The organism is Acinetobacter tibetensis, assembly GCF_023824315.1.
GTDB classification, from domain to species: Bacteria; Pseudomonadota; Gammaproteobacteria; order Pseudomonadales; family Moraxellaceae; genus Acinetobacter; species Acinetobacter tibetensis.
In genome coordinates, this window is sequence record NZ_CP098732.1 from 3312949 (window position 1) to 3327504 (window position 14556).

The 14556-nt window shown below is 43.9% G+C and carries 16 protein-coding genes; 14 read left to right on the forward strand and 2 right to left on the reverse strand.

Translation table 11 applies throughout. The annotated features are described in order from the left end of the window. The first annotated feature begins 35 nt into the window (after positions 1 to 35). The 13 genes from ubiG to M5E07_RS16000 all read left to right on the forward strand — a co-directional run bounded on the left by ubiG (position 36) and on the right by M5E07_RS16000 (position 11465). Entirely contained in the window at positions 36 to 752 is a 717-nt protein-coding gene (gene ubiG, locus M5E07_RS15940) for a bifunctional 2-polyprenyl-6-hydroxyphenol methylase/3-demethylubiquinol 3-O-methyltransferase UbiG (protein WP_116763177.1), read from the forward strand. Further along, positions 749 to 1438 (forward strand): HAD family hydrolase, encoded by a 690-nt coding sequence (locus tag M5E07_RS15945; protein WP_116763179.1) that lies wholly within the window; start codon positions 749 to 751, stop codon positions 1436 to 1438. The genes ubiG and M5E07_RS15945 overlap by 4 nt, the downstream gene beginning before the upstream one ends. Before the next feature lie 33 nt (positions 1439 to 1471). Then, positions 1472 to 2218 carry a YciK family oxidoreductase gene (locus M5E07_RS15950; RefSeq protein ID WP_252220744.1) on the forward strand — a complete coding sequence of 249 codons (747 nt, stop codon included), beginning with the start codon at positions 1472 to 1474 and terminating at the stop codon, positions 2216 to 2218. Between the two features lie 175 nt (positions 2219 to 2393). Then, entirely contained in the window at positions 2394 to 2549 is a 156-nt protein-coding gene (locus tag M5E07_RS15955; RefSeq protein WP_252220746.1) for a hypothetical protein, read from the forward strand. Between the two features lie 243 nt (positions 2550 to 2792). Next, positions 2793 to 3188 carry an RcnB family protein gene (locus tag M5E07_RS15960; protein ID WP_116763183.1) on the forward strand — a complete coding sequence of 132 codons (396 nt, stop codon included), beginning with the start codon at positions 2793 to 2795 and terminating at the stop codon, positions 3186 to 3188. A 251-nt stretch (positions 3189 to 3439) separates the two neighbouring features. After that, positions 3440 to 3802, forward strand: coding sequence for an RcnB family protein (locus M5E07_RS15965; RefSeq protein WP_116763184.1), 363 nt, complete (start codon positions 3440 to 3442; stop codon positions 3800 to 3802). A 134-nt stretch (positions 3803 to 3936) separates the two neighbouring features. Continuing rightward, positions 3937 to 5289 (forward strand): amino-acid N-acetyltransferase, encoded by a 1353-nt coding sequence (gene argA, locus M5E07_RS15970; protein WP_252220748.1) that lies wholly within the window; start codon positions 3937 to 3939, stop codon positions 5287 to 5289. 439 nt (positions 5290 to 5728) lie between these two features. After that, complete coding sequence (locus M5E07_RS15975) at positions 5729 to 6694, forward strand: sulfonate ABC transporter substrate-binding protein (RefSeq protein WP_252220750.1); 966 nt, start codon at positions 5729 to 5731, stop codon at positions 6692 to 6694. Between the two features lie 18 nt (positions 6695 to 6712). After that, entirely contained in the window at positions 6713 to 7708 is a 996-nt protein-coding gene (locus M5E07_RS15980) for an aliphatic sulfonate ABC transporter substrate-binding protein (RefSeq protein WP_252220752.1), read from the forward strand. Between the two features lie 27 nt (positions 7709 to 7735). Continuing rightward, positions 7736 to 8911: an FMNH2-dependent alkanesulfonate monooxygenase gene (gene ssuD, locus M5E07_RS15985; RefSeq protein WP_252220755.1), complete on the forward strand. Its 1176-nt coding sequence runs from the start codon at positions 7736 to 7738 to the stop codon at positions 8909 to 8911. Then, positions 8911 to 9726, forward strand: a complete 816-nt coding sequence (gene ssuC / locus M5E07_RS15990; RefSeq protein ID WP_252220757.1) for an aliphatic sulfonate ABC transporter permease SsuC — start codon at positions 8911 to 8913, stop codon at positions 9724 to 9726. The genes ssuD and ssuC overlap by 1 nt, the downstream gene beginning before the upstream one ends. Before the next feature lie 10 nt (positions 9727 to 9736). After that, positions 9737 to 10543, forward strand: coding sequence for an ABC transporter ATP-binding protein (locus tag M5E07_RS15995; RefSeq protein WP_252220759.1), 807 nt, complete (start codon positions 9737 to 9739; stop codon positions 10541 to 10543). A gap of 298 nt (positions 10544 to 10841) precedes the next feature. Then, positions 10842 to 11465, forward strand: a complete 624-nt coding sequence (locus tag M5E07_RS16000) for a TetR/AcrR family transcriptional regulator (protein ID WP_116763198.1) — start codon at positions 10842 to 10844, stop codon at positions 11463 to 11465. Between the two features lie 53 nt (positions 11466 to 11518). On the opposite strand, the gene M5E07_RS16005 is transcribed toward M5E07_RS16000, so the two are convergent. Together M5E07_RS16005 and M5E07_RS16010 are read right to left on the reverse strand one after the other, a co-directional pair. After that, positions 11519 to 12088, reverse strand: coding sequence for a phosphorylase family protein (locus tag M5E07_RS16005; RefSeq protein ID WP_252220761.1), 570 nt, complete (start codon positions 12086 to 12088; stop codon positions 11519 to 11521). Positions 12089 to 12192: 104 nt separating this feature from the next. Beyond that, on the reverse strand, positions 12193 to 13323 hold the full coding sequence (locus tag M5E07_RS16010; RefSeq protein WP_252220763.1) for a TDT family transporter: 1131 nt from the start codon (positions 13321 to 13323) through the stop codon (positions 12193 to 12195). 209 nt (positions 13324 to 13532) lie between these two features. On the opposite strand from M5E07_RS16010, the gene ribF reads away from it, so the two are divergent. Continuing rightward, a complete protein-coding gene (ribF, locus tag M5E07_RS16015) occupies positions 13533 to 14534 on the forward strand; it encodes a riboflavin biosynthesis protein RibF (protein WP_252220765.1) in 1002 nt (333 codons plus the stop codon). Positions 14535 to 14556 lie beyond the last annotated feature (22 nt).

Below are 14556 nucleotides of genomic sequence, written 5' to 3' on the forward strand. Positions count from 1 at the left end.
CTTTATACCAAAACAACTTGATTGAGGTGGCGCAGATGTCGCAATTAAATGTTGATCCGCAAGAAATTGCCAAATTTGAAGCCTTCGCTGCTATATGGTGGGATCAGCATTCTGAATTCCGACCGCTCCATCAAATTAACCCGCTACGCCTCAATTGGATTGATGAACGCGCCAATGGTCTTGCTGGGAAAAAAGTGCTCGACGTGGGCTGTGGTGGTGGCATCTTGGCAGAAAGCATGGCACGCCGTGGTGCAAATGTACTTGGCATTGATATGGGCGTAGCACCACTGAATGTTGCACGGATTCATGCCGAACAAGAAGGCGTACAAAATATCGAATATCGCCAAATTCCAGTGGAAGAATTAGCCAAAGAGCAAGCAGGTCAATACGATGTGGTGACCTGTATGGAAATGCTGGAACACGTGCCAGACCCTGCCTCGATTATTCAAGCCTGCCAAACGCTGGTAAAGCCGGGTGGACAGGTGTTTTTCTCAACCATTAACCGCAATCCCAAGGCCTATTTATTTGCCATTATCGGTGCAGAATATATTTTAAGAATGTTAGCCAAAGGCACGCATGATTATCATAAATTTATTAAGCCATCGGAATTGGCGCATGATATTCGTCAAGCAGGACTTAACCTGAAAGACATGACAGGATTACATTATAATCCGCTGACGAAACGCTACTGGTTGGCACCGAATGTCGATGTGAACTATATGGTCTACACCGTAAAAGCAGGTGCAGAATGAAAGCCGTTCTGTTCGATCTCGATGGTACTTTAATTGATACTGCTGCGGACTTCATTCGTATTATTCAAGGCATGTGTCGTGATGCAGGTCGTGAAGTGGTCGATGCTGCGCTCATTCGAACCCAAGTGTCTGAAGGCGCGCGCGCCATGGTCAAACTGGTCTATCCAGAACTTGAAGTGGATGATCCCCTTTTTCTGACGCATCGCCAACGCTTTCTCGATTTATATGGCGCTGAGATTGCAGTGGATACCGACCTATTTATGGGGATGTCTCCGCTTTTGGCAGAATTAGAGCAACACAATATTCCATGGGGGATTGTCACCAACAAACCCCGCGGACTCAGTGAGTCTTTACTGGCTGCGCTGAACCTGACCGAACGTTGTGCCGTATTGGTTTGCCCTGAAGATGTCAGTAAAACCAAGCCTGATCCTGAACCAATGTATCTTGCAGCACAACAATTGCAACTGCCAGCAGAACAATGTATTTATGTGGGTGATCATCCACGGGATATCGATGCAGGTCGCAATGCTCAGATGTACACCATCTTGGCGGCGTATGGTTACTTACCCTTGGCGCACAAAGATGACCTTGCTGCATGGCAAGCCAATTGTATTGTGAACACCGTGACCGAATTACAACACGTGATTCAACAAAAACTCACGCTCAACAGTGCTATAAATACATAAACTTGATGAAGTAAAAATAAGAAGGAGGTGACCATGAAATATTCTGAATATCAACCTCGCCCAGATCTACTTAAAGATCGCATCATTTTAATTACTGGGGCTGGTGATGGCATTGGTCGTGCTGCAGCACTCAGCTATGCCTTACATGGTGCAACCGTGGTCTTGCATGGTCGCACCTTAAACAAACTGGAAGTCATTTATGATGAAATCGAAAGTTTGGGTGCACCACAACCTGCCATTTTGCCACTGCAATTATCCAGTGCTTCACAACGCGATTATGAATTGTTGTACGACACTTTAGAAAAACAGTTTGGTCGTCTGGATGGCATTTTGCATAATGCAGGCATTTTAGGTGAGCGTACCGAGCTTGAGCATTATCCGATTGATGTTTGGGATGATGTCATGGCCGTCAACCTTCGCGCTCCCTTCATTTTGACACAGGAACTGTTACCTCTGCTGCAAAAGTCAGACAATGCCTCGGTGGTTTTTGCCAGTTCTGGAGTTGGACGTCAGGTTCGGGAAAAATGGGGAGCTTATTCGGTTTCTAAAGTTGCGATTGAAGCGGTGAGTCAATTGTTTGCCAAAGAAAATCAACATCCGAATGTCCGCTTTAATTGTATTAACCCTGGCGCAACACGTACCGCGATGCGTGCCAAAGCCTATCCAGATGAAGACCCAAAAACCTTAGCCACGCCAGAATCCATTATGCCTGCTTACTTATATTTGATGGGCGATGACAGTCTGCATCTTAGTGGGCAAAGTATTGATGCCCAAGATTAATTTTTTTGCTGTTTAAAGCTGAACCAAAAATCCTTTGTTTTTAACAAAGGATTTTTTTACAACCCAGCAATCGTTTTATCTTATTAATTTGATAAAAATATTCGGTTTTATAAATAAAAACATCTCTCCTAAACTCTATCGACATGCTCAGCAACAAATTTAGGAGGCAATTTCCATGACCGATTTACAGCACAAAGGTGAATTGATTCGCTCAATCCAATCCCTACAACTGCCTGAAACGTTGCTACACGCCTTGGATGATGCACAACAAGCGCCTAGCGTGATTGAAGCAATAGACTATTTACAACACTGGGCCAAACAGTGGAATTAGACCATTCACTGATCCTGTATAGAAATGTCTGCCACTAAAAATTTGCTGGGTTCTTGCCGCGTAAATCGACTGAACGGAGAAAATTGCCCATACAGAAAGATTTTCAAAATGGATGATTTCATGGATAATATTCTTAATTTATCTATTTTTTTAAAGAATTAATCTAATTCCTTCACAGTTTCTCTGCATTTTTTTCGTACATTAAGAACTGTGAAATGAATACATCTATAACGAGGGGTCAACATGAAAAAGACGATGGCAATATTGACCATTTCTTTCAGTGCATTGATGGCAAGCAGCCTGAGTTCTGCTGCCCCCCACTTTGATCATCGTGGGGATGACCATCCACGCGGCAATCAAGGTAAAGGGCGCGACTTTCGTGATTTTGATCAAGATGATGAACGCATGCAAGATAAACGTCGCATGCGTGAAGAACGTGGGGTAAAACGTCTACAGCAGCATCAATGGCAAACGGGTTATGTCATGCCACAACATTATCGTGGTAACGGCTATAAAGTCGGCTACAAAGAACATAACTTACCGAAACCCGCACGTAATCAGCAATGGTACAAAATCAACAATGACTACATTTTAATCGATTCAGGCAGTAATGGTATTTTACGTATTGTGAATGATTAAGTCTTCCACTTTAACCGTTCTGTTTTCGCCAGTCTTACCTCAAGTTAGACTGGCTTTTTTATGGCTACATTTTCCTGAAGCGCTATGATTCACTGCCCATAAGCCTTAGGCCTAAACGCTGAGACCCTGTTTACAATCTTCGTTTTCTCTTCATCAAATTCACATTTACACAATACTGCTCTCATTTTTTCTCTGCTGTTGTTGGTTACCTTAAGCCTATCGAAAGACATAAAGATACATTGAGGTTCAACATGAAAAAAATCGTTTCTGCTCTCGTTTTTACTTTAGGCAGTGCAATTGCGGCGTCAGCCATCGCAGCACCCGCTTATGAACATCGTTACGATAAGCGCCACTATGCAGAACAACATGATCATGATTGGCACAAAGAAGATGGCCGTTGGAAAGACCAGCGCTATCAACGTATTAACCCAAGCCGCGATTGGCGTGTAGGTCAAACGTTACCTCGTGGTTATGATTCTTCACGTTATGCCGTGGATTATCGTGATGCAAAACGCTTGCACAAACCTACACGTAATCAACAGTGGTACAAAATTAATGGTGATTATGTCTTAGTCAACGAACGTAACAACCGCATTATTCATATTTTGAGTTAATGCTTACAGCCCTCCAGATAAATTCCTTCCCCCTCGGCACCTTAACGAAAGTTAAGGTGTTTTTTTATCTAAGATTGTTCGCCTGTGAGTTTTTTGATTAGAATCTACTATTGATCAGTTTTTTTGAGATAGGCATGCAAGCGAATTCGAACGATGTTTCACAAAGCACAACCTTACAATATGTGCACTGGTTTCGACATTCTGCACCCTACATCAATGCACACCGGAACAAAACCTTTGTCATCATGTTTGATGGTGAAGCGGTTCTACACGAAAACTTCCAACATATTATTCACGATATTGCTTTGCTCAACTCATTGGGTATTCGGCTGATTTTGGTACACGGCGCGCGTCAGCAAATTAATCAGAATCTTAAAAGCACTGGACTCAGTACCCCATTTCATCAACACCGTCGCATTACCACCCGAGAGTCTCTGGGCTGTGTGATGAATGCCGTGGGTTCAGTTCGCCTACAAATTGAAGCGTTGTTGTCTATGGGTTTGGCCAATTCGCCGATGTATGGCGCGCGCATTGATGTCGTTTCAGGTAATTTTATTACTGCTAAACCGTATGGTATTCGGGATGGTATTGATTTTCAACTGACAGGAGAAGTCCGCAGTGTCGATACCGATGCCATTCAAAAACATCTGCAACAACACAATATTGTAATGCTCGGTCCAGTAGGATATTCCACAACGGGTGAAGTTTTTAACTTACCTGCCGAAGAAGTGGCGACCAAAACTGCCATTAGCCTCAAAGCGGATAAATTGATTTTTCTAGGCAAACAGCATGGTCTACTCAATGAACAAGGTCAGTTACAACGTGAAATTACCCCGCAACGCCTAGATCAGTATATTTTGCAATCTCAAGAGCATAATCCCGAACTGGCGCAGCAACTCCGCAGTGCACAAAACGCCTCACTCAAAGGGGTGCATCGTGTGCATCTGATTTCCTATACCTATGATGGGGCTTTACTCGAAGAACTGTTTACCCGTGATGGTTCAGGCACGATGGTCACAGATGCGCATTATGAAGATGTGCGTATGGCGAATATTCAAGATGTCGGTGGACTGATCAATTTGCTACGCCCACTCGAAGAAGATGGCATCTTGGTCTACCGTTCACGCGAACGACTGGAAACGGAAATCGAACAATTTGCGGTAATTGAACGTGATGGCATGATTCTAGCCTGTGCAGCCCTGTATCCAATCCCTGCGCAAGAACATGAATTACGTAGTGCTGAAATTGCCTGTGTGGCCGTGCATCCAAGCTACCGAAAATCAAATCGTGGTAGCCAAATTCTGCACTATTTGGAAGGCAAAGCCCGCAGTATGGGCATACAACAGTTGTTCGTCCTGACCACACGAACAGCGCACTGGTTTTTAGAGCATGGCTTTGAAACTGCCAATGTCGATGATTTACCCAATGCACGTCAGGCGTTGTACAACTATCAGCGCAATTCATTGGTGTTTAAAAAGCGGATTTAATCCGCTTTGCCCATTTCAACAACGTTCACCTGAATCACAATGACTTTATCCAGCTCTCAAAAGGCGAGGTAAAGTCATTCTGAGATTAACCTTTCCGCCTGAGCATTCACCTATTCATGTGCCATCGCCTTAGCAGCATTTATGCAATGCATATCGTCCAGCGTACTAATTCAGGCTGAATGCTATATTCCGCTACGGCATAAACTTATACAGATAGCTTAATTACAAAATAAATCTAATATTTTCAATAAATTAAATAAATACAAATTGATATTCTATTTTTCTTATAAATCAACTTTAACGCTAAGTTTTGCATTTTTTTATTTATCTTTTTTTTTCATGACCAATCCTTGTTTTTTTATTTTTTCCGCAAAAGAAAGCGCTATAGCGTATCTGCTCAAGCTTATCGCAACTTAAATTACAACGGAGCACGTCGAACATGAGCAAGCCATCTTTTACATCAACACGTCCATGGATTCTTTTGACTGTTGTGGCTGGTAGCATGCTCATGGCGGGCTGTAGCCCCAAAAAAGTTGAGACCACCACTTTAAATATTGGTTTTCAAAAGTACGGCATCTTACCGATTGTGAAAGCCCGCGGCACTTTAGAGCAAGCTTTGGCCGCACAAGGCGTACAGGTGAAATGGGTTGAGTTTCCAGCAGGTCCACAATTACTGGAAGGGCTAAATGTGGGTAGTGTAGTGTTGGGTGAAGCTGGTGAAGCACCGCCCATTTTTGCCCAAGCTGCCAACTCGAATTTAGTTTACCTCGCCAATCAACCACCCGCACCACAAGCTGAAGCCCTGATTGTGCCGAAAACATCGAACCTTAAAAGCATTCAAGATTTGAAAGGTAAGCGTGTAGTGCTGAACAAAGGCTCCAACGTGCATTATTTATTGTTAAAAGTGCTTGAAGCCAATCAGCTCAAACTCTCTGATATTGAAGTGGTATACCTGCCACCTGCGGATGCTCGTGCCGCTTTTGAACGCGGTGCAGTCGATGCATGGGTCATTTGGGACCCATTCTTTGCCGCAGCCGAGCAACAGTTAGGAGCACGCGTACTCGCTACGGGTAAAAATCTAGTCAACAACCATCAGTTTTACTTAGCAGATCGCAAATTTGCACAACAACATCCTGACCTTTTAAAAACAGTGGTGAATGAATTAAATCAGACCACCACGTGGGTCTCACAGCATCAACAACAGGCTGCTCAGTTGCTACAACAACCGACTGGCTTGCCTATTGAAGTCTTAAACCGTTCGATTTCTCGCATGGGATTTGGAGTTCAACCCATTTCTGAACAAGTGGCCAAACAACAGCAATTTGTCGCAGATGCTTTTTATCAACAAAAGCTGATTCCGAACAAAATTGACATTCAAACTGCGCTGTTAAAAGCGACACCATAATCATGAGGAACAGCAAAAATGAACGCCCTTAAAACAATAACTTTCGTTGGCATTACTGCACTGAGCCTTGCGCTGAGTGCTTGCCAAAAATCTGAATCGAGTCAGACCCAAGCTGCCACCCCAAATAAAGCTGAATCGGTAGATACGCTTTCTATTGGCTACCAAAAATCTTCCCTAAATTTGTTGGTGGCACGTCAGCAAAAGTTGTTTGAACAGGAATTTCCTCACGCCAAAATTGAATGGAAAGAGTTCCCTGCGGGTCCACAAATGTTAGAAGCTCTAGCGGTAGGTGCTGTTGATTTTGGTGCCGTCGGCAATACTCCTCCCATTTTTGCTCAAGCAGCAGGTAAAGACTTAAGTTATGTCGGTTATGAGCTAGTGCCTGCCAACTCTCAGGCATTACTGATTCCCAAAAGTAGCGGCATTCAGTCCATTCAAGAGCTAAAAGGCAAACGCATTGCGGTACAGAAAGGTTCAAGTGCGCATGAGTTACTCGCCAAAATTTTGCAAAAAGCTGGCTTAAGTTGGCAGGACATTCAACCGATTTGGTTACCCCCTGCCGATGCACGCGCCGCTTTTGACAAACAGTCGATTGATGCTTGGGCCATTTGGGAACCCTACCTCAGTGCGGCGGAGCAAGATACACATGCCAAAGTGCTGATTGATGGGACTGCCTTCCCCAAAACCTACTCTTTCTATATTGGGAACCCAAAATTCATCGCAGCACATCCTCAAGCGACTTCACAGTTTTTACATGGCTTGAATCAGGCCGATCAATGGGTATTAAAAAATCAGCCGCAAGCCTTAACCGTCTATACCCAAAGTACGGGTTTACAGACTTCGATTGCCCAACGCGTGATTGATAAACGCCTGAAACCATCGCCGATTCATACCTTAACCCCTGAAGTGGTACAAGCGCAGCAACAAATCGCAGATCTGTTCCAACAGGTTCAATTGATTCCGAAAAGCATTCAAGTTCAAACCACCATTTGGGCAGCACCGAAAACTCACTAATCTGTAGAAATTGTAAGGATATTGATAATGAAAATTTTCTGGTTTATTCCCACCCATGGTGACAGTCGTTATTTAGGAACCAGCAAAGGTGCGCGCCAAGTCGATCATGCTTATATGAAGCAAATTGCAGTTGCAGTGGACAATTTAGGCTATGAAGGTGTGCTGATCCCAACGGGACGTTCATGTGAAGATCCATGGATTACGGCTGCCAGTTTGATTGATGCAACCAAAAATCTGAAGTTTCTCGTGGCATTACGCCCAGGAGTGACTACACCTGCATTAGCTGCGCGTATGGCTGCCACGTTTGACCGTTTATCCAATGGACGTGTCTTGTTAAATCTGGTGACGGGTGGTGACGAACAAGAGCTTAAAGGTGATGGCATTTATGAAGACCATGCCACCCGTTATGAAACTGCCAGTGAATACACCAAAATCTGGCGTGAGATTCTGACCCGTTCACACACAGGCGAATCTTTCAGTTTTCATGGAGAACACTTAAAAGTTGATGATGCCAAACTACTTTACCCGCCAGTGCAACAGCCCTACCCACCTTTATGGTTTGGTGGTTCTTCAGAAGCAGCGGTTGAACTAGCAACCGAACAGGTTGATACCTATTTAACTTGGGGTGAACCACCCGCAGCAGTCAAAGAAAAACTTGAAAATGTCCGCGCGAAAGCCGCAGCAAAAGGACGCCAACTTAACTACGGTATTCGTCTGCACGTCATTGTGCGTGAAACCAACGAAGAAGCCTGGAAAGCGGCCGATGAGCTGATTCAGTATGTCGATGATGCGACCATTGCTGCGGCACAACAAAAATTCAAGCAAATGGACTCTGTGGGACAGCGTCGTATGGCTGAACTGCATAATGGTGATCGCAGCAAACTTGAAGTGTCACCAAACTTATGGGCAGGGGTTGGACTGGTACGTGGCGGAGCGGGTACAGCTTTGGTAGGTGACCCGCAGACTGTGGCGGATCGAATTCAGGAATATGCCGATTTGGGCATCAGCACCTTTATTTTTTCTGGCTATCCGCACTTGGAAGAATCGATTCGCTTTGCCGAACTGGTGTTCCCTTTATTGCCTTTAGAAACACGAAAAAAATTGACGCAACCAAACTTGACTGGCCCCTTCGGAGAAATTGTGGCCAACAATTATGTGCCAAATCAGACCTCGGTTTCGCGTCCAATTAAGGAGCCTGCCTAATGTCCAAAAGTACTGCGGCTGAAACTTTCCCAAAACGGAAAGTTTCACGTGGAACAAACTTTGGGCAGCGTTTGCTGCCTTGGTTGTTCCCTTTTTTACTGATTCTGATCTGGCAAATTGCATCTAGTACAGGTTTGCTACAGAGTCGCATTTTACCTGCACCGACTGCGGTCATTAGTGCCTTCTGGCATTTACTCATCAGTGGTGAACTTTGGCATCATGTCAAAGTCAGCGCAGGACGTGCCTTATTAGGACTGGCTATCGGTGGTGGCTTCGGGTTGCTGTTAGGATTACTCAATGGCTCGTCTAAAACGGCCTCGACCCTACTCGACACCACCTTGCAGATGATCCGCAATATTCCTGCCCTCGCCTTGATTCCGTTGGTGATTCTCTGGTTTGGCATAGATGAAACTGCAAAACTGTTTTTGGTGGCAGTTGGGGTATTTTTCCCAATTTATATCAATACCTACCACGGCATTCGTTCGGTCGATCCTCAACTGATTGAAATGGGCAAAAGCTACGGTCTCAGCCGATGGGAACTGTATAAAAATATTATTTTACCTGGGGCGATGCCCTCCATTTTGGTCGGCTTACGTTTTGCCCTTGGCTTGGTTTGGGTCTTACTCATTGTTGCGGAAACCATTTCTGCCCAAGCGGGCATTGGCTATATGACCATGAATGCACGTGAATTTTTACAGACCGATGTGGTACTGGTTGGCATCTTACTCTATGCCCTATTAGGTAAACTGGCAGATGTGCTAGCGGTCAGCTTAGAAAAATATTTATTGCGCTGGCACCCGGGCTATCAAAAATAAGGAGCCGAACATGACAGATCTCAGTATTGGCCAGCATGTTGCTGAACAGATTCAACACCCACAATCACCACAGGCAGATATCCAACCGAAAGCCGTAATTGGTGCAGAAATTCTGATTGAACAACTCTATAAGTTTTATGGTGATGTCAAAGTTCTTGAAGATTTAGATCTCCATATTCAACCTGGAGAATTTCTTGCCATTGTCGGGCGTAGTGGTTGTGGCAAAAGTACCTTATTAAGACTGATTGCTGACTTAGAACAACCAAGCTACGGTGAAATTAAATTCAAGTCCGCTCGCCATTTGCGTGAAGGCATTACCAGTGACGATATTCGGGTTATGTTTCAAGATCCACGTCTGCTGCCTTGGCGCAGTATTGAACAGAATGTACAGCTTGGACTCAACAAAGACGCGCATGCACATGCCACTGCATTATTAGAAAAAGTCGGTTTAAAAGAAAAAGCGCCTCTTTGGCCTACGCAACTTTCAGGCGGACAGCGCCAACGCACCGCACTCGCACGTGCATTGTCTCATCAACCCCGCGTGTTGTTATTAGATGAACCGCTTGGTGCTCTCGATGCCTTAACTCGATTAGAAATGCAGAATCTGATTGAAAAGCTATGGCGAGAACAAGGCTTTACCGCCGTTTTAGTGACCCATGATGTCAGTGAGGCAGTACAACTGGCCGACCGCATTATTCTACTCGACAAAGGCCATATTGCCCGTCAGTTTCAGGTAGGCCTACCACGCCCGCGTGAAAAAAATCTGCATTTCGCTGAACTTGAACAGCAAGTCTTGAATGCCGTTCTCTCCACTTAAATGATATTTTTGCGCTAAGCTTAAACCCAAGCTTGGCGCAAAAATGCTAAGTGAAAAGGGATCAATCGCATTCGCAGCACTGTCATCAAACTGTAATATTTGAAATAAAAAATGACCCAAATTGATGCATTTTCCCGCTCCGCTATCCTTTTGATTTTTTTAATGGAATGAATGTGAAATCGCGCACTGTTTTTTATCCGTAAAATACAGGATTTCATCAAATTACCTGATTTGTTGATGCACAAATCTGATGATTTGCCGTACAATTTGAGCTTCCCTGAATTTTTTAAAGCTACGAATGGAACAAAAAAAGAGTACTCAAAAGCGCCATCAATTGCTGAATGCCGCACTTGATGTTTTTTCCTTATATGGATTTAACGGGGCTAGTTTAGATGAAATTGCTCAACTTGCAGAAATGCATAAGTCGAACATTTTTTACTACTATGAAAATAAAGAAGCACTGTATGTTGAAGTGCTAACCACCGTTTTACAAAAATGGTTAGCACCTCTGCAAATGCTCGAATCAGAGCTTGAGCCGACAGAAGCCATTACCAATTACTTAATGCAAAAAATTGAGCTGTCGCGCACTCAGCCCAAAGCATCACGTTTGTTTGCCTTAGAAATTATCCAAGGTGCACCGCATATCTTAGAAATTCTCAAAGGACCGCTTAAGAAACTGGTCAAGCGTAAAGCCAAAGTCATTAGCATGTGGCAAGAACAAGGTAAAATTTCAGCAGATATCGATCCTGAATTGCTCATTCTCAATATCTGGGCTGTGACGCAAAACTACGCCGACTTTGCGACTCAAATGGAAATGGTAACAGGTAAAACCTTGCGCAACCGCAGTATGCAACAACGTGTGATTCAACATACCGTCCATATGATGCTATACGGCATTCTACCGCGTGAGCAACACAACTAAGCCCTATATTGATTTTGGCATACGACCATAGACGCCTATGGTCGCCGAGCCAATTAAGCCGAAATAGACTGATATAACGACAATAACTTTTTCGCCCCGAGCATTAAATTATCTTCCCAATCAAGATGCGCACTATCGTCTGCACCATCAGTAATATATTTGACTGAAATTAAACGTACCCCCAGTTTTTTACACACTTTGGCCATGGCATAGCCTTCCATATCAACCAAATGACATGGGACTTTCGGTTGACCTGTCTCAAAGCTATCCCCTGTTCCACACACACCCTTCGGCAAATGGGCAAAATAAGGTTCTAGATCAATCGCCGCAGGATGGTCATGATCCATAGGCGTTACCCCCACGGCAAAACCGAGCGGTGAAACATCCATATCGCGCTGTACAAAGCTGGTTACTTCAACCAATGCATGACGGTCAAAGTGCGAACTGCCTGCACTACCAAGGTTTAATAAAGTTTTGCAGCCTGTCGCCTGAATCACTTCAAAGGCTTTAAATGCCGCATTAACCTTGCCAATGCCACTGTAATGCACATCAATCTGTGCTTGCTCAAATAAACCTTTCGACTCATTTGGTAAAGCCATAATCAGCGCCAAAGAAGATTTCATTGCACTACTCAAAATCAGAATTGTGCTATTAAAAATCAAAACCACCCTGTGTGCAAATTCTCCCGTCATCTACATCTCAATTTTTTGTCCCCAGCTAGATGCGGTTATTTTTGTTGCAGATACAGATTTAAACACGGTGAGAAGAAAAGCCGCCCTGCATAAAACCCAGCCATGGTTTTGCTCATGACCACTCCCCATAACAGCATCAACAAGATTGCCAAGCCATAGCCTATATTCAGTAACCAATAAAGCTGCAATTGCTGGGCAAGTTGTAAAGTGGCCAAACTAAATACGCCTAAGGGAAAAGTCATGCCCCACCAACCTAAATTAAAAATCAAATGTGAACCTGCATGTTTCAGGGTAATCATGATCGCTATTCCTAACCACCACACCCCAAAACCAAGCAGCAACAAACTGCTCAAAACCCCTGCCTGATGGAGAAACTCACCCAGTCCTGTAAAATGTGTTGCATGTAGTAAGCGTGTAGCTTGCTGACCCAAAAGTAACAACGCCAATGCTCCTGTGCCAATCGGCCCGACCGCCAACCAGCCTGTCATGGCCAATTCCTGACTGGGCAATTGATGCAAGGCCAAACGCAAAAATAAAATGCCCAAAATCAGCATGGCAGGAAAAACTGAAATGCCCCACAAAATATAGCTGCCAAATAAAATACCCACGGCATGAGGACTGACTGGCAAATGCTGTAACAACACTGCACCCGAAGCTGCCGCCACTTCACAGGCAACTATCGGAAGTAACCAGACTGCGGTCATCTGTTGTAATTGATGGCGCTGACAACTGAACATACAAAATGGCACCACAAACGCCACCATCACGGCCATCAATACGTCGAGATACCACAACCATTCAGCAACACCTATTATGGCTGCACCATACAGTACTACCCCATATTTCAAAGCGCCATTAATCAGCGTCGCCAATACCATTGGAATGGTGCCTAAAAATAAACTCATACTGGGATGAGCAAAAATCTGTTTGGCTTCCTGTGGGTACAGCAGCCAACGCAAACCATACAAACTGCTAAATAAGATAAAAAGCAGCCCATTGAACACCCACAATCCCGCACCCAATTGCCAAAAAATAGGATGCACAAGACTAAACTCCGCCAATACAATCGACAAAATGCCAGTCCCCATACAAACGGTAAACCAGTTCGGTGTAAACTGACGGATCACATCATGCCATTGTGGCAACTGATGAAAGGGTTTGTTCATGTGGCTTCAACCCAAATTAAGAAGTTATGTTGATATTACAACCCATTTTAAATAAGAAAAATTGATTATTGTTTATTTTTAAAATCAGCTTTTCTAATATTGACGCAGTAGATCAATAAATTTTTCTGGGTAAAAACACAACAACAAGACGAATGCTCAAGAATATGGCAATATATAAGCCTGATTATTTTTCATTTATTGATTAGCCCATGAAGCTGCTCCGCCTGAATGCTTTAGCGCCAGACTTTCAATTACCTCAAACCGCTGTGACGATTGGTAATTTTGATGGCGTCCATTTGGGACATCAAGCGATGATTCAGCAACTGAAACAGGTTGCTGCACAACAACAACTCAAATCGTTAGTCATGATTTTTGAGCCACAGCCTTTAGAATTTTTTCAAGGCTATGAGGCTCCGCCACGCATCAGTTCACTTCGCGAAAAAGTCGAATACTTAACTGAATTGGGCGTGGACTATATTGCCGTGGCCAAGTTTGACAATACTTTCCGCAGCTTAAGTGCGGAAGCATTTGCCAGTATTTTAAAAGACCAACTGAATGCGCAAAGCCTCATATTGGGCGATGACTTTCACTTTGGCAAAAACCGACAAGGCAACAGTGAATTTCTGAAAAATTATGGCTTTGATGTTCATAATTTACACACCATTGCACTTGAAGGTGAACGGGTCAGTTCAACCCGTATTCGTCAAACCCTCGCAGCAGGTAATTTAGCACTCGCGGCACAGTTATTAGGGCGACCTTATAGCATCACAGGTCGGGTGCAATATGGCGACCAAATTGGACGAACCCTTGATTTTCCAACGATTAATGTACGCCTCAACCGTCATAAACCTTGTTTAAATGGTATTTATGGTGTCGATGTGATTTGTGAAACTATGTCTTTACAAGACAAAGTTGTACAAGAGAATTCAGAACAAAAAGGAATTTTGGGTTATCAAGCAACAGCTTTGTTTGGTGCGGGGCATGTCGGAACACGACCTGCCATACAACAAGCGCATCCAGAATGGCGATTAGAAGTACATTTTCCCAATGTTTCTGCTAATCTGTATGGCTTGTTAATGCGGGTCACTTTCTTAAACTACTTACATGGTGAAAAGAACTACCCTTCGCTGGAAGCACTTAAAGCGGGAATTGATGATGATGTGGTGAAACTACTAGAGTTTCGCCAAAACACCCCCACATTTCCCTTTTAAATACTAATCAATTTTATGTAAA